Source organism: Aeromonas sp. QDB20, from assembly GCF_027707805.1.
In the GTDB taxonomy this organism is placed as follows: domain Bacteria; phylum Pseudomonadota; class Gammaproteobacteria; order Enterobacterales; family Aeromonadaceae; genus Aeromonas; species Aeromonas dhakensis.
Genome location: NZ_JAPCJC010000005.1, coordinates 287,478 through 313,014, shown reverse-complemented (window position 1 = coordinate 313,014; position 25,537 = coordinate 287,478). Strand labels below are relative to the sequence as shown.

Annotated in this window: 24 protein-coding genes and 1 other RNA gene; 17 read left to right on the top strand and 8 right to left on the bottom strand. The window is 57.2% G+C overall.

The window, feature by feature from the left end; all coding sequences use genetic code 11:
* Window positions 1-28: 28 nt before the first annotated feature.
* The 8 genes from PG897_RS08835 to PG897_RS08800 all read left to right on the top strand — a co-directional run bounded on the left by PG897_RS08835 (window position 29) and on the right by PG897_RS08800 (window position 17,037).
* Window positions 29-1,690, top strand: a complete 1,662-nt coding sequence (locus PG897_RS08835) for a hypothetical protein (RefSeq protein WP_270828902.1) — start codon at window positions 29-31, stop codon at window positions 1,688-1,690.
* The gene (locus tag PG897_RS08830) at window positions 1,690-5,730 is read left to right on the top strand and encodes a phage tail tip fiber protein (RefSeq protein ID WP_270828901.1); all 4,041 of its coding nucleotides are present in this window, start codon (window positions 1,690-1,692) and stop codon (window positions 5,728-5,730) included. The genes PG897_RS08835 and PG897_RS08830 overlap by 1 nt, the downstream gene beginning before the upstream one ends.
* Window positions 5,731-5,789: 59 nt before the next feature.
* Complete coding sequence (locus PG897_RS08825; protein WP_270828900.1) at window positions 5,790-6,167, top strand: hypothetical protein; 378 nt, start codon at window positions 5,790-5,792, stop codon at window positions 6,165-6,167.
* 76 nt (window positions 6,168-6,243) lie between these two features.
* Window positions 6,244-6,855, top strand: a complete 612-nt coding sequence (locus tag PG897_RS08820; RefSeq protein ID WP_270828899.1) for a hypothetical protein — start codon at window positions 6,244-6,246, stop codon at window positions 6,853-6,855.
* A gap of 2 nt (window positions 6,856-6,857) precedes the next feature.
* Window positions 6,858-7,238, top strand: coding sequence for a hypothetical protein (locus PG897_RS08815; RefSeq protein ID WP_270828898.1), 381 nt, complete (start codon window positions 6,858-6,860; stop codon window positions 7,236-7,238).
* Window positions 7,238-7,498: a bacteriocin gene (locus tag PG897_RS08810; protein WP_043133153.1), complete on the top strand. Its 261-nt coding sequence runs from the start codon at window positions 7,238-7,240 to the stop codon at window positions 7,496-7,498. Before PG897_RS08815 ends, PG897_RS08810 begins: the two co-directional genes overlap by 1 nt.
* 12 nt (window positions 7,499-7,510) lie before the next feature.
* Window positions 7,511-8,896 (top strand): hypothetical protein, encoded by a 1,386-nt coding sequence (locus PG897_RS08805; protein WP_270828897.1) that lies wholly within the window; start codon window positions 7,511-7,513, stop codon window positions 8,894-8,896.
* A gap of 152 nt (window positions 8,897-9,048) precedes the next feature.
* Window positions 9,049-17,037 carry a PLxRFG domain-containing protein gene (locus PG897_RS08800; protein ID WP_270828896.1) on the top strand — a complete coding sequence of 2,663 codons (7,989 nt, stop codon included), beginning with the start codon at window positions 9,049-9,051 and terminating at the stop codon, window positions 17,035-17,037.
* Window positions 17,038-17,081: 44 nt separating this feature from the next.
* Here the strand turns inward: PG897_RS08800 and PG897_RS08795 are convergent, their stop codons facing one another.
* Both PG897_RS08795 and PG897_RS08790 read right to left on the bottom strand, forming a co-directional pair.
* Window positions 17,082-17,480 carry a type II toxin-antitoxin system death-on-curing family toxin gene (locus PG897_RS08795; RefSeq protein ID WP_270828895.1) on the bottom strand — a complete coding sequence of 133 codons (399 nt, stop codon included), beginning with the start codon at window positions 17,478-17,480 and terminating at the stop codon, window positions 17,082-17,084.
* Window positions 17,480-17,659, bottom strand: a complete 180-nt coding sequence (locus PG897_RS08790) for a hypothetical protein (protein ID WP_033137226.1) — start codon at window positions 17,657-17,659, stop codon at window positions 17,480-17,482. Before PG897_RS08790 ends, PG897_RS08795 begins: the two co-directional genes overlap by 1 nt.
* Before the next feature lie 149 nt (window positions 17,660-17,808).
* On the opposite strand from PG897_RS08790, the gene PG897_RS08785 reads away from it, so the two are divergent.
* Window positions 17,809-18,012, top strand: coding sequence for a hypothetical protein (locus PG897_RS08785; RefSeq protein WP_182785846.1), 204 nt, complete (start codon window positions 17,809-17,811; stop codon window positions 18,010-18,012).
* Here the strand turns inward: PG897_RS08785 and PG897_RS08780 are convergent, their stop codons facing one another.
* Together PG897_RS08780 and PG897_RS08775 are read right to left on the bottom strand one after the other, a co-directional pair.
* Window positions 18,013-18,693 (bottom strand): hypothetical protein, encoded by a 681-nt coding sequence (locus PG897_RS08780; RefSeq protein WP_182785844.1) that lies wholly within the window; start codon window positions 18,691-18,693, stop codon window positions 18,013-18,015.
* A gap of 181 nt (window positions 18,694-18,874) precedes the next feature.
* A complete protein-coding gene (locus PG897_RS08775) occupies window positions 18,875-19,159 on the bottom strand; it encodes an Arc family DNA-binding protein (protein ID WP_182785842.1) in 285 nt (94 codons plus the stop codon).
* Between the two features lie 148 nt (window positions 19,160-19,307).
* Here PG897_RS08775 and PG897_RS08770 point away from each other — a divergent pair, with 148 nt between their 5' ends.
* The 6 genes from PG897_RS08770 to PG897_RS08745 all read left to right on the top strand — a co-directional run bounded on the left by PG897_RS08770 (window position 19,308) and on the right by PG897_RS08745 (window position 22,063).
* The gene (locus tag PG897_RS08770) at window positions 19,308-19,472 is read left to right on the top strand and encodes an Arc family DNA-binding protein (RefSeq protein WP_081250441.1); all 165 of its coding nucleotides are present in this window, start codon (window positions 19,308-19,310) and stop codon (window positions 19,470-19,472) included.
* Window positions 19,459-20,367, top strand: coding sequence for a KilA-N domain-containing protein (locus PG897_RS08765; protein ID WP_270828894.1), 909 nt, complete (start codon window positions 19,459-19,461; stop codon window positions 20,365-20,367). Before PG897_RS08770 ends, PG897_RS08765 begins: the two co-directional genes overlap by 14 nt.
* Window positions 20,364-21,212, top strand: a complete 849-nt coding sequence (locus PG897_RS08760; protein ID WP_270697679.1) for a BRO-N domain-containing protein — start codon at window positions 20,364-20,366, stop codon at window positions 21,210-21,212. The genes PG897_RS08765 and PG897_RS08760 overlap by 4 nt, the downstream gene beginning before the upstream one ends.
* Window positions 21,209-21,685, top strand: coding sequence for a hypothetical protein (locus tag PG897_RS08755; protein WP_109421869.1), 477 nt, complete (start codon window positions 21,209-21,211; stop codon window positions 21,683-21,685). Before PG897_RS08760 ends, PG897_RS08755 begins: the two co-directional genes overlap by 4 nt.
* A complete protein-coding gene (locus tag PG897_RS08750) occupies window positions 21,682-21,813 on the top strand; it encodes a hypothetical protein (RefSeq protein WP_270828893.1) in 132 nt (43 codons plus the stop codon). Before PG897_RS08755 ends, PG897_RS08750 begins: the two co-directional genes overlap by 4 nt.
* 127 nt (window positions 21,814-21,940) lie before the next feature.
* Window positions 21,941-22,063 (top strand): hypothetical protein, encoded by a 123-nt coding sequence (locus tag PG897_RS08745; protein ID WP_265182620.1) that lies wholly within the window; start codon window positions 21,941-21,943, stop codon window positions 22,061-22,063.
* Window positions 22,064-22,271: 208 nt separating this feature from the next.
* Here the strand turns inward: PG897_RS08745 and ssrA are convergent.
* Together ssrA and smpB are read right to left on the bottom strand one after the other, a co-directional pair.
* Window positions 22,272-22,631: a transfer-messenger RNA gene (gene ssrA / locus PG897_RS08740) on the bottom strand.
* Window positions 22,632-22,810: 179 nt separating this feature from the next.
* Window positions 22,811-23,299 (bottom strand): SsrA-binding protein SmpB, encoded by a 489-nt coding sequence (gene smpB / locus PG897_RS08735; RefSeq protein ID WP_017766150.1) that lies wholly within the window; start codon window positions 23,297-23,299, stop codon window positions 22,811-22,813.
* Window positions 23,300-23,468: 169 nt separating this feature from the next.
* On the opposite strand from smpB, the gene PG897_RS08730 reads away from it, so the two are divergent.
* Both PG897_RS08730 and PG897_RS08725 read left to right on the top strand, forming a co-directional pair.
* Window positions 23,469-23,903, top strand: a complete 435-nt coding sequence (locus PG897_RS08730) for an SRPBCC family protein (protein WP_005298951.1) — start codon at window positions 23,469-23,471, stop codon at window positions 23,901-23,903.
* Window positions 23,896-24,243, top strand: coding sequence for an RnfH family protein (locus PG897_RS08725; protein ID WP_005298959.1), 348 nt, complete (start codon window positions 23,896-23,898; stop codon window positions 24,241-24,243). Before PG897_RS08730 ends, PG897_RS08725 begins: the two co-directional genes overlap by 8 nt.
* Window positions 24,244-24,325: 82 nt before the next feature.
* Here the strand turns inward: PG897_RS08725 and PG897_RS08720 are convergent, their stop codons facing one another.
* Together PG897_RS08720 and PG897_RS08715 are read right to left on the bottom strand one after the other, a co-directional pair.
* Window positions 24,326-24,961 (bottom strand): NAD(P)H-binding protein, encoded by a 636-nt coding sequence (locus PG897_RS08720; protein WP_270828892.1) that lies wholly within the window; start codon window positions 24,959-24,961, stop codon window positions 24,326-24,328.
* Between the two features lie 124 nt (window positions 24,962-25,085).
* The gene (locus PG897_RS08715) at window positions 25,086-25,424 is read right to left on the bottom strand and encodes an outer membrane protein assembly factor BamE (protein ID WP_005298963.1); all 339 of its coding nucleotides are present in this window, start codon (window positions 25,422-25,424) and stop codon (window positions 25,086-25,088) included.
* Between the last annotated feature and the right edge of the window lie 113 nt (window positions 25,425-25,537).

The following is a 25,537-nucleotide window of genomic DNA, read 5'->3' as shown; positions in this document are numbered from 1 at the left end:
GCGCTGTCAGCGTTAGGATTTACCCATCATGGCCCCGCTCTCCCGAGTGGGGCTTTTTCGTTTCTGCCTCTCCGAGATCCCCATGCCCGTACTCGATATCGTCACCATGCGAGGGACTATGCCGCGCGTGGAGCCACACCTCTTGTCTGATGAAGTCGCGGTGATTGCGCGTGACTGCCATTTTGACCATGGCGTTATCTCCCCGCTGGAGGATGACGCCAGTGCTGGTGTGGAATTGCCCATCGTGCCTACCACCCTTTTTCACTATGGCCAGCACTGGTTTGCCTGGAACAAGGTGGTGGAGGCCATCCGCTCCCCGATAGCTCAGGACTCGTATGGCCGGGTTTACTACACGGATGGTGAGTATCCCAAGGTGACCCATGCCCAGATAGCCACAGGCGGTAGCAACAAGCCGACGGCGTGGTATCGACTAGGCATTCCAGCCCCAGGTGTTCCGGTCGGGATTGGCACGATCACCTCACCTGTTGGTGGTGTGGATGATGACCTGACAGATGACGAAACCCGCTTCTACGTGGATACCTTCGTTACTGCGATGGGTGAGGAGGGGCCCCCGGGCCCTGTCAGTGGAAAGGTGAATATCGGGATCCCAGGGTCATCCGTCACCTTGATGCTGAGCCCACCGACAACCCAGAACAGTAACATCACCAAGCGCCGGATATATCGGTCGGTGTCAGGTGGCGGCCTTGCCGATTACCTGTTGGTCGCCGAGCTGCCCATTGCCCAAGCATCGTTTGTCGATGTCCGGGAGGATGGGGAGCTGGGCGCTGTGCTGGAGACCTACGACTACACCATGCCGCCGGATGGCATGCGTGGCTTGTGTCAAATGGCGAATGGCATGTGTGCGGGGTTTGCTGGCAACTCCCTCTACCTGTGCGAGCCTTACCTTCCCTACGCCTGGCCGGAGAAGTACCGGCTGACCACTGAGCACGACATCGTGGCGATCGCTGCCATCGATACCACCTTGGTGATCGGGACCAAGGGATACCCCTATCTTGCCCAGGGCGTGAGCCCGGCATCGGTGACCACCCAGAAGCTGAGCCAACTGCCGCAGTCCTGTGTCAGCGGTCGCTCTATGGTCGCCATGGATGGGGTGGTGCTCTATGCCTCCCCGGACGGGTTGGTCGGCATCGGTGCCAACGGTGGTCAGGTGGTCACCGAGGGGATCATCACCCGAAGCCAGTGGCGGGCAATGAAGCCAGAGAGCATGCGGGCATGGCACCACGAGGGCAAATATGTGGCCATGACCGACACCCACGCATTCATCTTTGACCCGAAAAGTGGCGACTTGCGTGAGCTGACGAACCGGTGGGATGCGGCTGTCTCCGATATGGAGAGCGACTCCCTCTACGTTGCCAAGGGCCGAAGCTTGCAGATTTGGCGGGGCGGGAGCGCCAGCAATGGCCAATTCATCTGGCGGTCGAAGCTCTTCATGGTGCCAGAGGGAACGTCTTTCAATTGCTGCCGGGTGTTGGCTCAGGATGTTGGCCTGGTCGGGATCAAGTTGTTCGTTGACGGGGAACAGGTGATGGAGTTGTCCCCTGGCAACCTGGTGACCGGGGCGTTCAGGTTGCCGCCAGTGCGGGGCCGGTTCTGGCAGATAGAGGTCTTCGGTACCTCGGTGGTGAGCCGCATCACTCTGGCGAGCAGCATGGCGGAGATGGTGATCTGATGGCCAAGAAACCCGCATATCGAGCAGGCCGAGACCAGGCGGCTACAGTAGAAAACGTAGAGCTGCTCACTGGGCAGCGTGGCGATCGCCTTGATAAGGCCGTCACGTTCAGGGAACTGACCGCCCTGGGGTTGTCCACTCTGCGCCCAGGGCCTGGCGGCATTTACGTCCCCGGTAAGAACCCTGACCTTTTTCCTCCTGGCCAGATGGAGTTTCCTCATGCCCCGGTCAATGTGATCGCCAATGGCGCGTTTCACACTGTCCTGGTGGAGTGGGATTCGCCGCGGTACCGGGGGCATGCTCATGCCGAGATTTGGCGGGCTGAGCAAGACAACCAGCCGGATGCCGTGCTGGTAGGCACCACATCAGCAAACCTGTTCTCTGATGCGATTGGGAAGGGGGCGAAGTTCTACTACTGGGTGCGTTTCGTCAACGGCAAGGACGACCATGGCCCATTTCAGGGCGTGAATGGCGTTGTGGCTGAAACCAGCCGGGATGTGCAGGACATTCTGGACGAGCTGCAGGGCAAGATTGAAAAGAGTCATCTTGTGCAGGAGCTGCTCAAGCCCATAGAGGCCGTCCCACAGCTACAGCTTGATGTCACTATTCTGAAACCAAAAGTCGATGAAATTGAGGTAATCCGCCCGAAAGTTGACGCCATCGAGAACAAAATTCCCAGTATCGAGCAGGAACTGGCTGGGCTGGATGAGCGGCAGAAGGTTGCTCAGGACCTGCTGGATGACGCCCAGCAGCAGCTAGGAAACTCGAGCATCGAAATTGGTCTGGTGCAAGATCGCCTCAATGCAAAACTGGACAAGTACAAAGGCGATTTTGACTCGTTCCGTGACGCGGTATTCGTTGTCGATCCCGAGAATGGCAGCATCACGATGGATGCTGTCAATGCAGTGCGAGATGAGCTGCACACCTCCATCACCGAAGTGCATCAAGATCTGGATGCCGTAGCCGGCCAGATAACCAGCAAGGCTGACAATGTCACCGTGGATGGCCAGGGCAAGCGCATCACTGAGGCAGAGCAGCGCATCAATGGCCTTGATGCCAGCCTGAGCCAAACCGTCACCCGGGGGGAGTTCACAGGCGAACAGCAGCGGGTCACCCAGATCGGGCAAGAGCTTGATGCTACAAAAGGGGAGCTGACTCAGAAAGCGACCAAGCAGGAGGTGGATGCCCAGGGTGTGCGACTTGCCAACGCAGAAAGCAAGCTCACGGTGCACACCGATGAGCTGAGTTCACAGGCACAGCGCCTTGATGGGTTGGCGGCACAAGTCACCCAGGGCGACGAGACTCTTCAGGCCAGTATCACAGAGCTGGCGCGGGTCTCGGCGGAAAGCGATCAGGTGACAGCGCAGCGGGTCAGCGGGCTCGAAGTGAGGGCGGGAGCGTCCGAAGCCAAGATACAGGCGCTTGAGGAAATCATCGAAGATGACGGTGGCATCACTGCTGGCCGCCTCGACGCGATCACTGCTGAGATCGAGCTGCAGCGTGGGCAGGACGATGACAACGCTTCTGCCGCTATCGATGGTGCCCTGGCCGTGGATGAGCGCGATCGGGAGAACCGGAAGGCCTTCGGGACCATCCGTACAGAGCAGAGAGTGATCCTGACGGAGCAGCAGGCGCAGGCTCAGCGCACAACAGACATGGAAGTGTTGTTTGAAGCGAAGGATGCCGCCACTCAGGCCAGGATTTCGTCGGTTGAGAAGGTGGCCTCTGATGCTGATTCGGCACTGGCGCAGCGGATTGATAACGTCACAACGGAGTTCAAGGCGGCTGATGCTCAGGCCAATGCCGATATCAGGTCGCTGGAACAGTCAAGCGCCGCCGCGGACGAGGCCCTGTCCTTGCGCCAGGACCAATTGGCTGCGACGTTATCGAGTGCGGCGGCAGAGCTTGCGGCAAACATCACCCAGGAGGAATCAGCCAGGGTCACCGCCGATGAGGCTATCTCAATGCGGGTGGCCGAAGTGGAGGCGCAGTTCAGCAGCGACCTCGAGGATGCGAAAGCGAGGGTTGCGGCCGAGGAGCTGGCTCGGGCAACAAAAGATGAGGCGCTTGCCCAGCAGATCAGCACTGTAGATGCTGCTTTCAAGGCCGCCGATACGGCACTGTCTGCATCTCTCGCTGAATCGAGCAAAGCCATGGCAGATGCCGACCGAGCGCTGGGGGAGCGGATCAGCACCATCGATGTGACGGTCGGAGAGAACTCGGCCAGCATCACTGAGCTGCAGCGGGTCGTGGTGAGCAATGAGGCGTCGCTCAGCCAACGCCAAGACAAGATGGAGTCGGAGATCGGTATCGGTGCCATCAGCCAGGTTGAAGGTGCCCTGACCGGGGATGAACGCGACCGGGAGAACCGAAAGGCTCGCGGTGTCATTCTCCAACAGCAGAGCACGCTGACGAATCAACAGGAGGCGCAGGCCAGGACCGTTGAGCAACTGACCGCAGAGTTTGATGCTGAGAATGCGGAGATCAGGGCGCAGATCACCAATGAGCAGTTGGTTCGATCAACGGCAGATGAAGCCCTGGCACAGAAGACATCTGTGCTTGAGGCGCAAATCGAGGGGGTGGATCAGTCCCTCTTAGCCAGTATTGCCGAGGTGGCCAGGGTCAGCGCTGATGCTGATGCCGCCATGACCGAGAAGCTGAATCAGCAACAGTCCACAATGCAAACGGCGGATGCTGAGCTTTCTAGTCGCATCAATGAAGAGGCAACCACCCGGGCTGATGCCGTCGAGTCGCTGGCCACTCAGATCCAGCAGGTAACGGCAAGCTATCAACAAGGGGATCAGGAGCTTGCCGGCCAGATCACGGCGGAGTCGGTCGCCCGTGCAAATGCCGTGCAATCGCTTGGCAGCCAGATCAACACGGTATCGGCGGTCGCCGGCAGCAAGAACAAGACGTTCTTTCAAGCCACTGCTCCCAGCACCGGCATGGGTACCGGCGATCTGTGGTTCGACACCGACAGCAACAATCGCCCATACCGTTACAGCGGCACGGCCTGGATAGCCACCGACGACCCCCGGATTGCTGCCAATGCGGCCTCCATTCAGACCCAGAGCCAGGCGATAGCTAACCTGCAAAATGGGGCCCAGGCCATGTGGACGGCCAAGGCCAGTGCTGGCCAAATCAGTGCCGGTATTGGTCTGATAGCCAAATCGGACGGCACCAGCCAGGTCATGGTGTCTGCCAGTCAGTTTTTTGTGTTCAACCCGAACAGTCCAAGCACCACCGCGCCACTGTTTGCCATCGACAATGGCCAGGCGGTCATTGCCGAGGCCATTATCCGCAAGGCAACCATCCAGATCCTGACCTCGGAGAAGATCACCGCCGACTACATCAAAGCCGGGGTGAGTATCAGCTCTCCACTGATCAATGGCGGTCAGATCGACATGGGCAACGCCTTCATGGCTGGCGGGGCGGCTGGCTTTGGCAAGGGGGGGCCGCATGGCGGCTGGGGATGGGGTTGGCACACGATCATCTACGCAGATGGTTCGATCTATACCGATCGCCTGTATGCGTCGAATGGCACATTTTCCGGCACCGTGAACGCCAACAATGGCGTGCTGAACAATGTCACCATCAACGAGAATTGCCTAATTCTAGGTAGGTTGGCTGCTGAGCGGATTGTGGGTGACTTGACAAAGGTGAAAGCGTTTGAGCTGCCGAATAAGCCAACGGTGGCAATTATTCCTGGTGGAACACCAATAACTTTGCTGGCAGTGCACTTTGATCAAGCTCCGTTTGAGCAGGAGCTGACGATTGAAAGGATTGATGTCAGCATTAGGCCATATGAGTCTGGTGCCACTCGCACAGAAATATATGCTAGGGCTGGGGATGGTCCAGGGGTGCTTTTAGCTATGGGAGGGGGGATGAGTTTCATCCCGCCATCAACCGTCCCTATTCCTGCAGGGCATAATGTGGTGACCTTCTACTATGTGGCAGACCGTAAAACGATGTGGGACATGCCTTCTCAGCGACGCTTGTTCTACTTGAACAAGCGAGGTGGCAATTTCTACGCAGCCTAAAATATTGCTCTCATAATGCCTAGCCAAGTGTCTGGTTTTGTTTGTTAGAGGAAACTTTTATGGAGCGGACTACTGGGAAGATGCGTCATCTTCACCGCATTACCAGAGACACCTGCAACCCGAACCTATCCTCCGAACTGCAAGACGCCATCCGAAATCGGGTGGCGTTTTTGTTTGTGCGTGGTGATGACGGGTTTGTGCTCAAGCCGCTGGCCGAAGATGGCGTGATCGGTGTCCTGGTCTGGGTGGGGTGGGGGCATGGCGGGGCACCTGAGCGGCACCTGCCGGAAGTGAAACGCCTGGCACGCCTGATTGGGGCACGCTGGCTGCGCTTCCACTCGGCGCGTAAGGGGTGGCTCAAAGTTGCGCCAAGAATGGGATGGGTCCGTCAGCCGGATGATGCTGATGGGCTCTATGTGTTTCAGATCAACCTGTGAGGGGTAGGTGATGGGGAAGGGCGGTTCGAACGAAATCAAGGAGACGGAGGCTCAGAAGGCTGCGGCCGGTGTAGCGATGGAACAGTGGGATCTCTACAAGAACGACCTGCAGAAATACGAGGACATCTTCATCGAGAAGGTGGATGACCTCAACAGCGAGGGGGAGTTCGACAAACTGGCTGGCACTGCGTCGCTGGGAGCGGCAAAAACCTTTGGCGACGCCAGAAAGGGGCAGGCCGATGCCATGGCTGCCAGCGGCATCGACCCGACCAGCGGGCGGTACCAGGAGACGATGGCCGGGCTTGAGACGGATCAGGCCCTGAGCCAGACGGACACGGCCAATCGAGCGCAGTCCAGCCAGCAAGATAGGCATGTGGCTGGCCTCAAGGATGTGGTGAGCATTGGCGCTGGGCAGAAAGCGGAGTCCCTGGCTGGCATGGGGGATGTGGCCACGACCAGCCTGCGCAAGTCGGTGAATGATGCGCAGATCTCGTTCCAGAATCGACAGGCCACGGCCGGCATGGTGGGTACCGTGCTGGGGGCTGGCACTGCTTATGGGCTTGCCAGCCTGAAAGCGCCGACGGTTACCAGCAACAGTGATGTTGCATCACATCTCGATAGCACCAAGACGCTTGCTGATAACCGCGTCTATAACCCCAACGCAAAAACGTATTTGGGAGGTAGGTAACCATGGGTTACGCCGCAGACACTTACGCCAAAATCACCCGCGAGCAATACCAGGACTGGAAGGCGCGCTTCTACCCCAAGCAGCAAGAGCTGATGGAGCTGGCCAACAACGGCCAGTTGCTGCGAGAGCAGCTTGGCCGGGTGGACGAGAACAACGCCAACGCTTTGCGTTCGGCCCAGCAGGCCACGGCCAATCGCAATGCACGCATGGGGGTCAACACTGACAGCAACGCCGGCGACAACAGCCAGGGTCTGCGCATGGCCCTGATGACGGCGGGGACCGAGAACGGGCTGCGTGAGCAGGAGCAAGCTCGTCAGATGGGTATTCTGACCGGTGCTGATGCTGGGCTGCGTGAAGCAATCAAAACAGGGGGTAAGGCCTGATGGGATACGGGATTCTGGATATTGGTGCCCAGACGCGCCAGCAGGGCATGGCTGGCCTACGAGATGCAGCCAATCGTGAAGATGAAATTGAGGCTGGCAACAAGCAGCTCAAGGCGCAAGAGAAGCAGGCCAAAATGTCCGCAGTGGGGACTGGGGCGGCCACTGGCGCGATGATCGGCGCGTCTTACGGGTCGGCTGGCGGCCCTGTCGGGGCGATTATCGGCGCGGGTGTTGGCTTTCTGGCAAGCAGCTTATTTTAAGGTGAGGTGAGTATGGGCGTATCAGGATTGGCAGAAGGGTTTCTGGCTGGCTTCAACACCATGGACCGGTACCAGCGTGGTCAGAAAGAAGATGAGCGGATGGACAAGGCCATGAGCCTGCGTGATGCCATGTGGCAGAACGAGCAGGAGCGGCAGAAAAAGGATGACGCTCGGTATGAGGACGAAACCAAATATAACCGAGGTCGCCATAAGGTTGATGACGACAGATGGAACTTAGAATACGCAGGACGGCAAAAACAACTGGAGTTGGATAATAAGCGCGCCAACGCGATGCTGAGCCTTAACGTGGAGCAAAATAAAAGGGCCCAAGAGTCTCACGCACTGGCCGTGGCAAAGAACAAACGGGACCAGTGGTGGCTCGACAATGAGGTGCCGTTCAACATGGCGACAGCAGCGCTGGGGCGAGGGGAGCAAATAACACCAGAGCAAGATGCTTTGTTGAACCATGAATATGCCGCTGGGCGAAATCCATACCGCGTGTTTGGTGACCCGCAATGGCACCGGAGTTCTGACACTGTTTATCAAGGGATGAAAGCAATCATTAACAACCCGGACGCCAAGGTCTGGGATATGGGGAAAATGCGTGGCGCCATCAATACTCCCGAGATGAAAAAATCTCTGACCTATATGGTCAGGAACAATCTCGAAAAGGGTATCGGAACAATGACGCCTGATGGAGTAGTTAAGTCATACGGAGAGGTGGAAGTGGTGCCCACCGGGCGCGGTACCTTCTTCCTTCAGGCCCCAGTGACCTATGTCAACCCAAAGACTGGTGAAGAAACTGTCAAAGATGCCCCTATAACCGAGGGCCGAACTGGTGACCCGAGCGACCCTGTCAAAGAGCTCACCGCCCAGCAGTTCATTCAATACTTCGGTAAGGCTCGCCAGATCAGCCAGCAGATCCAGAAAAATCCAGAACAATGGGAAAACTACCTTGTGCAGACAGGGATGAAGCCCCAGGCTGACTTTAAGGGGTTCAGGAGTGCGGTGTCAAAAATCAACGCAGACACGGCAAAGGCCATCAGCCAAATCCGGCGCAGTGATATGACCGAGCCAGATAAGCAGGCCGCAATTAAAGAAGAGCGAGTGGCCGCAGAGACACAGATCAGCGACACCAAAGAAATATTTGATATGGGTGGTAAAAAGGCTGACGCTCCCGGTGCTGGAGCTGATACTGGATCAAGGCTACCTGAGCAAGTAAATGGGTGGGTTGGTGGTGATAAGAGAAAGCAGAGCTTTATTGACTCAGCAGTGAGTCGCGGCTTTGACTTTTCCACTTATACACCCGAGCAGCTTGAAAATGAATACCAGTCCATCATCAAGACGCAACGCCAGCGGTCGGCTTACGAGGCGATAATGGGTGGCGGGAAGCAGTGATTATAACCACCGCTGCTGGTTGAACATTTAGCCTGCCAGCGTTAGCATCTCTCCATACTCGGCCAATCTGTTCATTGGCCAGCACTCACCATATCAAGCCCTGATCGGTTCTCCGGTCGGGGCTTTTCTTTTGCAAAAAATCCGAGGATATCATGGCGGAAACCAACGAATTCGATGCCTACTGGGATGACAAGCTCAGCCAGCGTAACCTTGAGGTGGGGGGCATCGATGTCGCCAAAGGGATCGCTGGTGCTGCGGTAAAGGGGACCGGCTCTCTGATCTCGAATCTAAGTGCTGGCGACATTGCTCGCGGAGCCCGTGGTCTTGTTGATCCAACGATGAACAAGGTTGAAGAGGGTGGGGTCATTGATACTGCCCTGACTTGGTTGAATGACACTTTCGACCCAGAAGGTAAAGAGCGCCAGCGGGTTTCCGAGCGGGTAAAAGAGCTGCAGGACAGCGGGTCTCTGCCGAAAGGTGATGGTCAAAATAAGGATCTGACTGTAGCGGCGCTGCCAGGTTTATCTGCGCTTGCTGAGCCATTGAAGGGAGCGGAAGTTATTGGTGACATTGCAGACAAAGCGATAAAGCCGACAGCAAAGTTTATTGGTGAGCCCATCAAGGAGGTTGGTCAGGGAATCATTGAATCAACCTCACCAGATATGCAGGAGGCAATGAGCAACCCAGAGCTCTTCAAGGGTGGCCAGCTTGGGCGAGGGGCCGGGGACCCGGCAGCATGGGCAGGCGTTGCGGCGCAAGCTGTCGGTTCGCTAATACCGACTGTGGCCACGGCCGCTATCACCAAGAATCCAACCGCTGGCCTTGGTGTTGGCATGGGGATGTCAGTGGGCCAGGCCGGTGATGGCGCTTATGAAACGGCTATCAATAGCAACCCAATGGATTTGATCGACTCGCCAATCTTTGTTGGGGAATTGAAGAAGGTCAGCCAAGACCCAGAATTTGCCGAGCTTGATGGGGCCGCAAAGGTCGAAGAGGCGCAGCGACGATACGCAGAACTGTCGTCAAGCATGGCGAAGTCAAAGCCGGAGACCATTGCTGCCGCTGCGATGGGGACCATGCTTGGTGACGCAACCATCGTGAAGACAATGCTTGGTTCAGGTGCTGGCGGTGCTGTCCGTGGCATGCTGAAAGGGGCCGCAACCGAAGCTCCTGGTGAATTTGGTGAGGAATGGCTGCAGCAGTATGTAGGCAACACCACTCAGAACCAGATGGCAAGTAAGCAGTTGGTGGAGCCAATGGCCGGCACCTTGGACGCTGGTCTACATGGCGCGGCGGGTGGTGTCATGGCCGGTGGGGCAATGGGCGGTGCTGCTGCAAAATTTGCCAAGGTGCTGCATGCCAATAAGGATAACCTGACGCCGGAGCAGGCTGTTGAGGTTGTTGAGCGATCTATGAAAAATCGCGGTGTTGATGATGCCACTGCAAGACAAGTAGCAGAGCAAGCTGCCAGCATGATGGTCAACCCCGATCTAGACGCTACCGTGGATGGTCTGGCCGATCCACTGCCGGCAAGCAGAGAGCAAAACCCGCTCGGCCCCAGCGCCAGCCAGTTTGACGAGCTGCGTGATGTGCCGGCCTACCTGCGCCGCGACGATACCGCAGAGCGGTTCAAAGGCATGGCTGCCGATAGCGAGGTGCAGCGCGCCCTGGCTGGTGAGTTTGGCCAGTCAGTGCAGGAGCTGGTTGCTTCCCAGATGCAGGCTGGCGATCAGGGCAAGAGTCTTTATGAGCGAGCTCAGGCTGGTGAGCTTGGGCTTGACCCGTTCGCAGGCAACAAGAGCGCCCAGCAGGTAGCCATGGAGAACCAGCGCCTAGCCCTGCCGCTCAAGGATGTGATCTTCGCCGGCGATGCGAATGCCAAACCCGTGGGGGAGGCTGTGGCAGCCCCAGGGGATCATGATGACCAACAGGCAGGCCCTGGCCCGCAGTTCCGCGGCGCAGAGCGTACTCGCTGGCAGAGTGGGCAGGAGGGGGATCTGCTCCCGCCTGAGGCTGCCACCGCCCACCCTGTCGGCGAGCTGCCGGGAGCCGTGATCGATGGCGAGTCCCGCGAGGTGGGAACAGAGCTGCCCTATCGCGACTTCATCGTCGGCGAGGATGGCCGCCCGGTCCAGCGCCGCGCCGCCGACATTCAGCAACGGGCCGCCGAGTTGGCCCGTCGTGAGCGCGAGCTGAACAACCAGCCACCGCAGATCGGCCAGTCAGAGACCATCTTTGCCGCTGGCACGCCGGGCGCTGACCCGCGCAACAGCGCTTACACCCCGCCGCGCCTGTCCCGCGATCAGGTTGACAGCACCCTGGGGGAGGAGTCCATTCGGGATCCGCGCTCCCCAGTCAGGCAGTCCATCGCCAAGGCTGGCAGCGCCACAGATAGCGTGTTTGGCCCGCTCAGGACCCTTCGCATTACCCGCAAAGGCAAGCCGTTCGCAACCGAGAAAGAGGCGGCCATGGCCAGCCGCAAGGGCCAGGAGATGCCGGTGCCGCTCAATGGAGGTGGCTTTGGGGTAGCGGCTATCGGTGAGGTGCAACAGGCCCAAGCGCAGCAGGGCGCAGTCAAGCAACCGTCAAGCAATTCGGCCCAGCAGGATCGCCAAGACGGAAAGACTGAGATCGCGCAAAATGGCATGGTGATCGTTCATGGTTCCGGCAATCCAGGCATGAGCGAGCAGGATATTCAGATTGTCCGCGCAAGTGGTCAGAAGCAGGGCAAAAAGGGCCGTGTCTATGGTGGCTTCTATGGCACCAGCGAGCAGGACGCGCACCAAGCGCAAGCCTACGCCGATATGATGGGCGGCACGCCCACCCTGTACGATGTCAAGATTAAGCCTGGCACCAAGGTGTTGCACAAGCAGGGTGATATTACCCGCCTTTCTGAAAGCTACATCAACGAGTTGGTGAGTCAGGGATATGGAGTGGTCACCGGCACCGACCCGCGCGGCCAGACAGAGCATGTAGTTATCGACAAAAGCGCCGTAGCAAGCATGGCCCCGCGCGGCGCGCAAGCAACCCCGTCCCAAGTCAACGACACGAATGTCGCTGACATAAGGCAACCATCTGATCAGCCAGCTGCAAGCGTAAGCGCTGAAACAGTTCCGGCGCCGTCTGCCACCGCGGGCGAGGCCAGCCAACTAGCACCAGCCATCGATACCGGATACCGAGAGGTTATCCCCGTCAAGCAACCCAAGACAGAGGTGAGCAATGAGCCAGTTACCCCAGTACCTGCAATCAGCAGTGAGCGATCAGGTGATCAGCCTGGCGCAGGCGATCCGGTTGCAACAAGTGTTGGACCAACCCCTGCCGAACTCGCGGAGCGAGCTGGACCCGGAGATCCGGCAGATGGCACTTCTCTTGCACCTGTACCTGTTACCCAACCAGGAGAGGAAAATTCACTGACAGCCCCGGCACCTGCCGGGGTTGCTGTATCTGAAGAGGCGCAAGCTGAACAGGCTCGCACTACTGCCGGGCCAGCGGCGGCGCCGACACCCTGGTCGGAAATGATTGATAACCCTGATGGCACCATCACCCTGAAAGGCGAAGTGCCGATCATCAAGCAGTGGGCTAAGGATAACGGCGTGAAGGCGATCCCGGGTAAGGGTGGCCTAGTGGTGTCCAAGACATCGGCGGATAAGGTGCGGGAGTACGCCATGCCTGCTGCCAGCGAACCGACGCAACAGGTCGAAGCTGTCCGCGCCGATGTGGCGCAGGGGGATACCACCAAGCCAGTCGCCAAGAAAGTCCGCATGTCTCAGCAGCGGGAGGGACTGTCTGTCATTGAAGCATCGAAGGTGGTTGACGATTTCCTAAGGGATTACAATGGCAACATTCCGCTTGAGCCATTTATCAGGGAGAAGGCCAGTGAAATCTACGGACCCAGCGTTGAAGGAACCGAGTTCGCCAGAACAACAAAAGGTGCATACCACCCAAGCGCAGGACTTGTCACCATCATATCCGGAAATGCCGGAGACAACGGGAGCGCCTCACTTTCCTCCTCCGCATCCATTCGAGACGTACCTGTTCGGGAATCTGAAAACGCTGGCGCAGGGGTATCTAATGGTGCCGTGGGGGAGCAGAAAAGTGAGCCGGGAGGTTCGAGAGGAGGCGAGTCGTCGCGAGAACGCGCGACTGGAAGAGTTGGAAAAGGAGAAGGCGGAGCGAGAGAGGCTCAAACTGGAAAAGTTGGCGCTAAAGAGGACCTCATCAAGACTCTGCGCCATGAGCTCTTGGGCCACTACGGTACTGACACGTTTACGCCTGAAAATAAGCGTTCCCTTCTCCAGAAGCTAATTGATGCGAAACAACAACCGTGGCTAGCCAAAGAATGGGGTGCCGCGAACAAAGGTTATAAGCACCTTGATGAAATGGGCAGGGCAGAGGAAGTCTTTGCCAGCATCGCCGAGAAAGACCTGCCACCCCGTGCCATTCAAGCCTGGAACGATATCAAGACCGAGTTCTCCCGCATGTTGCGCAAGACTGGCTTGGTGAAAGGCCCCATTAAAGAGCATGAGCTGGACAGCCTTATCAAGGCGGTTGGTAAAGGCATTCGCAGTGGAGAGCGCACCAAGCAGAACATCCGCAGCGATCAGGAGGTGATCGGCAAACAAGCCGATGAGCCAGCCAAGGATGACAAGCCCGAGCGCATCATCCGCTTCTCAAAGCAGGCAATGGCACAAGGGGACAAGCCGGCCAAGCACCTGACCCGTAAAGAGGCTGAGCTGGTTTCCCATGGTTGGTTCAAGCAGTACCGGGGGGCGAGCGGCATCAAGGTACAGATCCACGCCACCCAAGCAGAGCTTGAAGGGGCCATGGGGCTGGATGCCAAGGACGGATTGATCCGTCGCGCGGCGTTTGACGACGATGCAGGCACTCTCCATGTGGCTGCCGACACCATCTCCGACCCCAAGCGGATGCGCGAGATCCTGCGCCATGAGGTGCTGGCCCACTACGGCCTGGCCAACGTCCTGGGTGATGGGGAATACACCAAGCTGATGAGCCGTCTCATCCAGTCGCAGAAGGACCCCAGCATGAAGCCGGTGTGGGACTGGGTGAACACCCATTACGCCGATGAGGACATCGGCACCCAAGCCGAGGAAGTGGTGGCCCACCTCGCCGAAGTCGAGCAGGGGGCCTGGGGCCGTGGCTGGGATCGGGTTGTGGCCATGGTAACCCGGGCGCTGCGTGCGGTCGGCTTTGTACCTGATGGCATCACGGCGGCGGAGACCCGTTCCCTTATCGAGGGGCTGGGCAAGAAGCTGCAGCGCAGCGGCCCAGACGACAGCGGGCCGGATGGCGGCAAGAAGTTCAGCCAAGAGGCCGAGCGGCCAGCCAATGATGGCGGCATCAAGATGAGCCAGAGTGTTGCTGATAACAGCCCTTCCCTTGAGCAATCCATCACGCAAAAGGCGAAATACCAAGCCGGCGCGGCGCTTGGCTCGGTGAAGAACTACATCAAGCAGAAACGCCCGGTGATGCTTGGCACCTTGACGGACCTGCAAATTGATCAGGTATACCGCGACATAACCGGCGGGGCTGTGTCGGAATACCAGCGCCTGCGCACTCAGATGGAGGCTGATCGTAACGACATCCTGCTGGATGCTGAAACCCGGATCGACCCGCTGTGGGATGCGCTGGACAAGCAGGTGAAGACGGCTCTTTCCAACCTGATGCACGATGCCACGATGGCCCGCTTGCACCCTGACAAGTCACTCGATGAGAACAGCTACTACCTGGAGGCCAAACAGAAGGTAGAACGAGCCAAGAAACCGGAGACCAAAGCAGCCTATGAAGCAGAGCTTCACATCATCGAGCGCAATCACTCCGAGCTGGCCAGGCAGTACAACGCGCTGCCAGCCAATGCCAAGGCTCTCTACGACACCATGCAGGACACCTACACCAAGCAATGGGAATCCCTGCGTGGTGCGATTGAGCAGCGACTGGAGGATTTGCTGGGTGTAAACCAAGGGCGTGCCATGGCTGCCGAGATGCGCCAGAAGATGGAGCACGCCCTGCAGCATGGCCCTTACTTCCCGCTGACCCGCTACGGCGACTACGTGGTTAAGGCTCGCAAGGGGGACGAGTACGTCCGCGAGCACTTTGAGCGACGAGCCGACGCCGAACAGGCGGTTAAGCAGTACCAGCGTGACGGTTACAACGCGGTGATGACGGTCAAAGAGGAGGGCGGTGGCGATAGCGCCAACGCGAACCAGCTCGGCATGGAGATGCTGAGCTTCCTCGATAGCGCCGATGGGGTCAGTAAGAGCGCCTTGAAAGACGAGATATGGCAGGCGATGCTGCGCATGATGCCGGATGCCTCCTACGCCAAGCATGCCATTCACCGACGTCGGGTGAAGGGGGCCAGCCGAGATGCACACCGAGCCTACCTCAACAGCGTCTACCACTATGCCCGCCACGTATCCAAGATCCGCTATGGCCACAAGATGCAGGGGGAGCTGGACAAGCTGAGCGAGCAGATCCGGGCTGGTGTCGCTGGTGAGCCAAGCAGCCTCAAGCCAGAAGACCTGGAGATCGCTCAGCAGGTGCTCAATGAGATGAACAAGCGCCATGACTTGAACATGAACCCGACCGGCAAGGCGTGGGCGGGTTCTGCCGGTAATATCGGCTTTCTCTACTACATCGGCCCATCGGTTGCCTCTGCTGTGGTCAACATGACCCAGAACTTCACCGTGATGCTGCCCCAGCTGGGGGCCAAATATGGTTTTGCGAAGTCTGCTGCCGCCATGACCCAGGCGCTGGGGGATTATGTGAAGCACGGTAAATTCAAGGCTGGCACTACCGAAGCGTGGCACTCACTGACGCGCTCTACCACGTTGCCAGCGGATGAGCGGGCCATCCTGGATAGGCTTTACCGTGCAGGGGCGCTGGATCTCACCCAGGCGCACAGCATTGCTGCCAAGGCTGACACCGACCAGCAAGATGCCAAGCCGATGGGGAAACGCTGGCGCCGAGCCATGCGCTGGGCGGGGGCCACCTTCCACAACGCCGAGGTGCTCAACCGTGAGGTGGCGGCCCTGGCCGCCTACCGTTTGCTCAAGCAGGCGGAGCCGACGCTCAATGGCCAGCAATACGCTGACCGGGTGGCTGAAATGGTGTATGACGGCCACGGCAACTACGCCGCCAGCAACCGACCACGCTACATGCGCAACGACATCACCAAGGTGCTGACCCAGTTCAAGATCTACAGCCAGATGATGACCTACGTCCTTTACTCCAATGCCATCAAGGCAGCCAAGGGCGACAAGGTTGCGCAGAAGACGCTTGCCGGCGTGTTGGCAACGCACTGGGTGATGGCAGGGGTGATGGGATTGCCGACACCAATCACCGCCGTCGTTTATGCGATAGCAGCAGGGCTGGACGACGACGATGACCGCAGCGGTGAAGCGTCATTCCGCCTGGCACTGACCGAGGCGCTCGGGCCCCGCGCCGGGGAGCTGCTAGCCAAAGGGCCGATGGATGCCTTGACCAACCTCAGCATTGCCGGCCGTACCGGGCTGGGCGATCTGTGGTGGCGTAGCCCCAAGGAGGGCACCGAAGGGGACGATCTGGCATGGCACGCTGTTCAGCAACTGCTGGGCCCGGTTGCCGGGATTGGCATAAACCTGGCGCGAGGCGCGGGGCAGATGACGGATGGCCACATTCAGCGCGGACTGGAAACCATGTTGCCCAAGTCGATTCGCGACGTTGCCAAGTCCTATCGCCAAGCGACAGAAGGGGAGCAGACCATTAAAGGCGACATCATCATGGATGATGTTTCGACCTGGAACGTCGCCATGCAGGGGCTGGGTTTCGGTAGCGCCCAAATGGCCAAGAATTACGACGCCCGCGAATACATCAAAGGCAAGGAGAAGCGCATCGCGGATAAGCGCTCCCAGTTGCTGACCGACTATTACATGGCCCGCAAAAGTGGTGAGATGGACGAGGTGCAAGAGGTACTGGAGCGCATCAAAATGTTCAATGCCATCAACCACCCTCGCGAGCGCATCACCGGCAAGAGCTTGGCGTTGTCGTTTAAGTCAAAGCTTCGCAGCAACGAGCGCACTCAGGGCGGGGTATACCTCAATCGCAACCGGGAGTACCTGAGAGAGGAGGGGCGCTTCGCCGATTGATGGGGAAGGGCGGCCGTCGCTGCGGCCGCCTGATAAAAAGGGCATCAGGAGGTTTTTTGCTCTTCCAACCAAAGCGCGTAGAGGATGTCAGCAAACTGACTTTCTGGCAGAACGCCCAGCACAAGGTCAACCATGGCGTCCGCCAGCTTCTCGTTATCTCTTTCAATCTCGAAGTCGTTGAGGGAGAGATACTCAAGGCAGACCGCGAGTCCGGTGCGCTTGTTGGCATCAGAAAAGGCGTGAGCGGTACCGATGGCCATTGCGTACTTTGCGGCGATGAGAAACACATCATTTAGCCCGTTGTAGGCGATGGCGTTGTCGATGCGGCCAAGCGCCCCCTCCAATAACGCTATGCTGGCAGGCCCCTGGTGACCAGGCGACGCACCTAGGATGTAGTGGTTAATCTCCAGCACCCGAGCGGGAGGAAACTGGATGATATCCATTACATATCAGCCAAACGGGTGAAGGTCTTCTCGTGGGTCTTCAGTGTCAGCTTGGTCTCAGACTTGATGATCTGGCGGCCCTCTTCACCGTTCAGGCACAGGTTCTTTTCAGCCTTGATTTGTGGCCGATTCTGCACTTGTGGCAATCCATATTTGTTGCTGACGGTGTTGTCTTTCATGCTGTGGCTACCTCTTGATGTCGCATGGTGAGACTTTACCATAAATGGTAAAGCGACAACCTGTGGGATGTCCAATTCCGTTGCGCGGCCCTGGCTTGCCCCGGACCATAGAGGGTAAGCTGGCCCACTGACCAGTGAGACCCCTGACCATGTGGATACTGTTTGCTCTGATAATCATGGTGGTGGCGCTGAAAGCGTTCAGTTTCAGCTTCACTCTGGCACTGATCCCCTTTGCGGCCGGGTGTTGGTGTTTTAGCAAATCCAGCCGGAGCGATCTGGATGACTTTATGGCATTCAGCTTCTTCTTTGTCCTGGTTGGATTTGCAATTGCGGCGTTTGATCAGATTTTTTAGCTACTGAGAGATTTCGCCAAAGTGGATTCTGGTTAATCTGGTAGCCTCGGCAAATCTCTCTTCAAGAGATTTATTGCCCCACTCAGGATCTTCTTTTAATTTATCATCTACATCCACTGCATAATCAAACTTCGGTGATTTCTCGTAATACCACTTTTTGAGATATGCAGTTTTGTTTATTGCATTGATTACAGGATCGCCACTTTTAGGTGGGTTGGCGCTTGAGCTTATGGCTGATTGCCTAGCATTGCTTCTTTCAGAATATATTGCGTCTGCAACTTCTTTCGATGTAGTCCACCCAAGGCTTGTCATACATCCATTGTAAACGGTGTCGCGATCCATGCTGGCCCTTATGGCGCCACCAATCGCAGCTCCATTAGCAAAGCCGCTAGAGAATGCGTCTGCCGGTGATGGTGATACCGATCCATAGCCAGATATATTTGAGGTTGGGGAGTCAGGCTGATATAGGTTTGCATTAAATGTATATGTTCTTGCTCCGCTATCATAATGCCTTACCTCTGGCATTGGAACGGCACCTACAGATACACTTGTGCAATATCCGTCATCGATACTGAATTGTGTTTTTAGTTGCGGATCGCTGTCAATATACGGATTGTAATATGTACTGCTTGCACACCCAGAAATACATAGACAGGCAGATAAAGCAAAAACATGTCTCATTCGTCATTCCTTGTTTTTCATTTCCTTTATTGGCAAATCAAACACCTCTATCACCACCCAGATAAAGCATGTTTCACTTCGGCTGGCTGTTCTGCATTATGCCTCATTTGGAGCGGCGAAACAGAGAGGTGTGCCACACAGCAAGAGTAAGATCTGGGTAGCACTGCCTGGCAAGGGCCGCTTATTTGTCTTGGGCAGCCTTGTACTTGTCCCACACTTCCTGAATGCGGGCCATCAGCTCTTGCATCACCTCATCTGGCATATCCGATTGGAGCGTATGTTTTTGCTTTCTCTGGTATTGGCGCGGGGCGATATCAGTTGGCGCCTCCTTCTCGTCGAAGGTTCTCTGAAGTCGATAGACGATCTCGGCGTTCATGGTGCGCCCTGACGCATCAGCAGCCTCATGGATGGCGGTGTGAAGGTCTCTTGGTAGGCGTAATGCTGTTTTCTGTATGTCTTTGTTCATGCCGAGGTTGCAACCATCGTTTGTTTATATGCCCCCATTTTAACAACAACGAAAGGTGAATTTACAGTGACCTCAAAATAATAGTTGACCTCACAGTAAAGTCGCGCAATTATTGCCTTTATAGTGAAGTCAACAAACGGAGACAAAGATGGAACAAGATAAGATCAAAAACACGTCACTGCGCTTGCCGAATGAGATCCGCAAATGGTTGGGGCATCGCGCCGTTGAGAATGGCCGCAGCATCAACAGCGAGATCATGATGATTTTCAAGGAGATGATGAAGAAAGAGGAACTGGAGAATGCTAGCAAATAGCGAAAAGAATTCGGCCAAGACGGGTGGAGCCGTCAAGGCCGAGGATGTAACCCAACAACCACGTAAGGTGTACGACATGAATATACATCAATCCGATAGACAAACGAAAGTCAATGCCATCGTTATCGAGAGCCATTCTATCGCGGTGAAGGCTGACGGCATGTACTGCCTCAACGATCTGCACAAGGCGGCGATGGCGCTAGGCAAGGCGACAGAGAGCCAACGGCCAAGCAACTTCCTCAAGCACCAAGTGGAGTTTATTAAAGCGATTGAAGCCGATGCTACTTTTCTAGCATCGGTAAAATCGATTAAGGGTGGTGTAAAACAAGGCACTTGGGCGATTGAAATTGTCGCCATGAAGTACGCCGGTTGGATCGATGCTTCATTTGAAGTGCAGGTCTATGCCGCAGCTCAAGCGCTGCGCCACGGCGACATTGAAAAGGCGGTTGAGCTCTCGGGCAGCAAGGCGGCCAAGGTCGCGCTGGATGACATGCGCTTGGCCAAGGCTGTCACGTTGCGCGCCCAAGCGCTCGATCAGCAGATCAAGAATGCTCAGGCAATTTGTAATCTGCTCCCCCACCTGAGCGATGTGTCTCGCCAAACCATTACCGCATCACTGGTTAACCCAGTGGCGGGCGCTGACATCATTCCGCTGCCATTGCTCACTGAGCATTACTACACAGCCACGGAGGTGGGCGACCGCTACGGCATCAGTGCCAACAAGGTGGGCCGCCTCGCCAATGAGCACGGCTTGAAAACCGAGCAATACGGCAAGGTGTTTCTCGACAAATCGCCAAACTCGCCCAAGCAGGTGGAGTCGTTCCGCTACAACGACGCAGGCATGAAGGCCATTGGCGAGATCATCACACTGCTGGAAGTTGGGGGTGCGGCATGAACCTTCATCAGCAAACCAAAGTTTTGGCAGGGCCGCAGAATGACGGCGGCAGCCTGATCATGAAGTCTTTCGAGAACTACCAGATCCGCATCATCACCGACGAACAGGGCGAGCCTTGGTTTGTGGCCAGCGATGTTGCCGCCGTACTGGGGTATGCGCAAACCAACAACATGAACAAGCTGATTGATGAAGATGACAAGAACAAGAGGGTGCTCCAAATTGGAGGAAACTATGTCAATCAATCACTTATAAATGAGTCAGGCCTCTATCAAGCCATCTTCGGCAGCACGAAATTAGAAGCCAAACGCTTTAAACGCTGGGTCACCTCCGAAGTGCTGCCGAGCATTCGCAAGACAGGCAGCTATGGCGCACCGGCCGCCAACCTGCCTGACTTCAGCAACCCGGCCGCCGCTGCTCGCGCTTGGGCTGAGGAGTACGAGCGCGGTCAGGTGCTGGCTATTGAGAACAAGCAACAGCAAGCGCAGATCGACTCACTCGAGAGCCTGTTCCGCCAGGGTATGACCATCCCACAGTTCTGCAAGATGCTCAACGGCGTCAACTCTCAGCAGGTGTGCGCCTATTTTGAAGATCGCGGCTGGTTGTACAACGAAAGCCGTTCCGGCAAGCGCTGGCGCGCCGCATCTTACGCCCGTGACACCTACCTCACCGAGGAGCAGCATGAGCAGAAGCGGCATGGTTTCGACCCCTTCATCTATTTCACGCCTGTGTTGTTGCAGAAGGGGGCGGTACGGATCTATCAGATCTACCTGAAAGGTGAGCTCCCCATGAAGAAGGATTGGGACGGTCTGTTCACCCAGGACAAAGTGATCAAGGGGGCCGCATGAGCAGCCAGCCTATTTACCCAGTTTTTAGATTCAGAGATAGCGTCAGTGACGGTGAGAAGGAAAGACGCCTGTCGGGGTTTCGTGATGCCATGCAATCTGTGTCACTGGCTCTCAGCATGAGTGAAAGCCCCCCAATTGTTTTGAGTGCGGCAAGAACAACGCTGGCTGCTGCGTACCTGTTATTCAACGGTAGGGCATTCAACAATGGCACTGTCAGTAAGCTGCTCACACTGGAGGATATTGAGTGGACAATGAGCTGCACGCTCGAAGCTGAGTTTTATGGCGAGGGCGGAAGTAAAATCACTGCGTCTAAACTGACAGAGCTGTACATGTGCCTGACTGTAATTGATGACCACACATGCTGGCTTTCAGAGGCCGGGATTGGGGTGATGGATGGCCTGATGATGAGTACCCTTGGCGTGACATTTGTGATGCCAGACTTCGTCACCGAGTTCATGGGAGGTCTGCAATGAGCGCCGCCCAACTGCAGGTTGAGTTGAATGCCCTGCTGGGGGAATTGGAGGTTATCGACCTCTGTCCTCAGGAGCGCAGGGCACTGGTTGACAGGATCCAGCGCATGATGCCAGACAAGACTGACTGATACTGATGGGGCTGCGGCCCCATTTTTAATACCCAAATCAGTCCGAAAATGATAAATTCAAGAAGTGTACTGTATGGGTATACAGTGTTTCACAGTCGAGAGACTGGGAGAGCAAGGGGGAAATCGGATGGAATCACTACTAAGCGAACTGGAAGAGTTTGTTGAGACGCTGGACCTGGCGCCTGAGGAGGAGAGCAAGATCGCGCGCATTCTGGAAAAACTACGCGATGAAGCCACCGCGTCAGCGTGACGCGGAAGGATTCGGATTGGCCCGCCACTGTGCGGGCTTTTCTATGCCTGGATGGCAGAAAAGAAAAAAGCCTGCATTTCTGCAGGCTTTCTTGCTCTTGGATCACCAGTGGATCATTTCGATTCCAGTTTTGGTCCAGTCACTGTCGCTATGTTTTTGCTAAGTGGCTGTTTTTTCTGGGTTTGTCCTGTCGGTGTCCTAGTTAAATTGGTGGAGCTGGGGGGATTTGAACCCCCGTCCAAAATTACTACATCCTCGGCACTACATGCTTAGTCACTCTTTACATTCGCCAACCCGCTGCGGAGAGACACGCCACGAATTGACTAGCTCGATTGGTTTTAATGCTTCCGCCCCGAGCAGGACTTCCACACGATCCTGTGAAGGATGACCTTCCGATTCCCTAGGACACAGGCAAGCTAGGGTAGAAGGGCTCTGCGCAGGTTATTAAGCTGCCAGTGCGTAGTTTTCGTCGTTTGCGACTATTTTTTTGCGGTTTATTAACGAGGCCTACCGCACCTCGGCATGCACCTTGGGTTTCGTGAATCTTGTCGAATCCAGAATCAGCCCCAAGTTGTTAAGAGGGATTGTACGCAAAAATCCTGCCATGGCAAGGCGTTGATGGTCATTCCCGCAGGGAGCCGCTCCGTTTGCCGATTTATTGTGCGCACGTCTGGTGGGTGCGAGTAAGCGGCGGGCCGGAAAAGAAAAAGTCCGGGCAGGAGCCCGGACCTTGCGGCATCAAGCGGATTAGCCGCGGTTCTTGTTCTTCATGATGCGGGCTTTTTCCCGATCCCATTCGCGGGCCTTGGTATCTTCGCGCTTGTCGTGCTCTTTCTTGCCCTTCACCAGGCCTATTTCGACCTTGACCCAGCACTGTTTCCAGTAGAGGGCGAGCGGCACGATTGTATAGCCCTGACGGGCGATCAGACTTTCGAGCTTGTCGAGTTCACGACGGCTCAGCAGCAGTTTGCGGGTCCGGGTCGGGTCGCACACCACATGGCTGGAGGCAGCCTGCAGTGGCAGGAAGCTGGAGCCGAACAGGTAGGCCTCGCCATCGCGGAAGATGACATAGGCTTCGCTGATGTTGGCCTTGCCCGCCCGCAGGGATTTGACTTCCCACCCTTGCAGGGACAGACCGGCCTCGATCTTCTCTTCGATGAAGTATTCGTGGCGCGCGGTTCTGTTGAGTGCAATGGTGTTGGACCCGGCTTTGTTTTTACTGTTTTTTTTGCTCATGACGGGCGATTTCCGGCAATGACTGGGAGGAGGGCATTATACGTGGGCAAGGGCGGCTGTAAAACGCGCAGCGGGTCAACTGATGGCTTTATGAGCAGTTTGACCGAGGTTTTACCTCCAAAAGCGCAAACATGGTGATAAAATCGCGGCGATTGGATGAGGAAAAGCCATGCCCCGTATTACTCGCAGTGCCCTGGTGATGTTCAGCGCAGAACAGATGTTCAGGCTGGTCAATGATGTTCACGCCTATCCGGAGTTTCTGCCCGGTTGTGTCGGCAGCCGTGTCCACGAGACCGGCGATGACTATATGACGGCATCGGTCGATGTGGCCAAGGCCGGGATTGCCAAGACCTTTACCACCCGCAACCTGCTCGAGGCCAACCGGCAGATCAAGATGGAGCTGGTGGAGGGGCCCTTCAGCAAGCTGGCGGGCTGGTGGACCTTCACCCCGCTGGACGTGGATGCCTGCAAGGTGGAGTTCGACCTCGATTTCGAATTTACCTCCAAACTCATCGAGCTGGCGTTTGGCCAGATCTTCCGCGACCTGGTGAGCTCCATGGTGCTGGCCTTCTCCAACCGCGCCAAGGTGGTGTACGGTGCCTGATCAACTCAATATCGAAGTGGTCTATGCCCTGCCGCAGCAGCAGACAGTGCTGCGGCTGCGTGTGGCGCCAACCACGACGGTGCAGGCTGCCATCGAGCAGTCCGGCATCATGAGCAAGCACCCCGAGATCGATCTGGCGGTCAACAAGTTCGGCATCTACAGCCGGCCGGTCAAGGGCGCCGAGCTGCTGCAAGATGGTGATCGCATCGAGATCTACCGTCCGCTCATCGCCGACCCCAAGGAGATGCGCAAGAAGCGCGCCGAGAAGGCCAAGGAGGAGGGGCGTGCCGACGTGGTGACCGGCGGCCGGCCCAATGCCAACCGCAAACAGTCCGATTGAGTGCCTCTGGCTCGACACCGCATCTAAAAAAGGCGCCTTGGCGCCTTTTTTGATCCGTCATCCCGCCAAGCGGGGCGCTTCGTTACAGCTGGAGCAGCCGTTCGTTCTCGACCACTTCGCAGCCGGCGGGCTGGCAGGAGAGGGCTATCATGGCGCGGGCCACCTGGTTGGCTTCAATGGCGCGCCAGCGGCGCAACCTGCCTACCAACAGTGGCTTCAGCAAGGGGTAGATGGCCTGGAAAAACTGCTCCGAGCGGCGCGGTGGCTGGCGATCCCCCAGCAACATGGCGGGGCGCACGATGGCGAGCCGCTGCCAGGATTGGGCCAGCAGAGCCTGCTCCATCTCCCCTTTGGTTCGGGGATAGAGGGCGGGGGAGTGCGGGTTGGCCCCCAGGCTCGAGACCACTACCAGCCGCTGGCAGCCGTGGCGGCGGGCCAGCTCGGCAAAGGCCAGCACACAGTCAAGGTCGACCCGGCGAAAGGCCTCGGCGGAGCCCGCCTCCTTGCGGGTGGTGCCAAGGCAGCAGAAGGCGAGATCCACCGGCTCGGGCAGATTCACCTCGGCCAGTTCATCGAAATTGACCGGCAGCCAGTGATGGGTGGGCTGCGGCTCTCCGGGCTTGCGGCAGAGCAGGGTCAGTTCATGCTCCGCGGGCAGTTGCCGCACCAGCTCGCGGCCGATGAGGCCAGTGGCTCCGGCGATCAGGATCCGGCTCATGCTGCTCTCCCTGTGTGATTGAATCGAGGCCAGTATTGGACGAGGGGCTGCCCTCTGCAAGGGGGTTATGGGTGGCCGGCGGTGTTAAAACAAAACCGGCGCGAGGCCGGTTTTGTGGATGGGATCAGAGCGGGGTATGGAAGGCCGCTGGCAGCGGGAAGTCGCCGGTGACCGTGGCCAATCTGTCGTTGACGAAGGTCAGGGTGAGCTCCTTGCGCTCTTTTTCGCCGCGCCCCGGCTGGAATTCATAGAGGTAGTACCAGGTGTTCGGGTCAAAGCCATCGCGCAGCATGGCGGAGCCCAGCACGAACTCGACCTGCTCGCGGGTCATGCCCTGGCGCAGTTTGTCGACCTGTTTTTGTTCCACATAGTTGCCCTGGGGAATATCGATGCGATAGACCAGGCTGCAACCGGACAGGGTGAGGGCGGTCAGGGCCGCGGCAATCAGGTGTTTCATCCGCATATCGAGTTCAGATCATCCATTCAAGTCTTTTTAAGCTCGGCAAATCATACCGGCTCCCTCTACGGAAGTAAAAAGCCATTGATCCATCAGCCAATAAAAAGGGCCGCCATGCG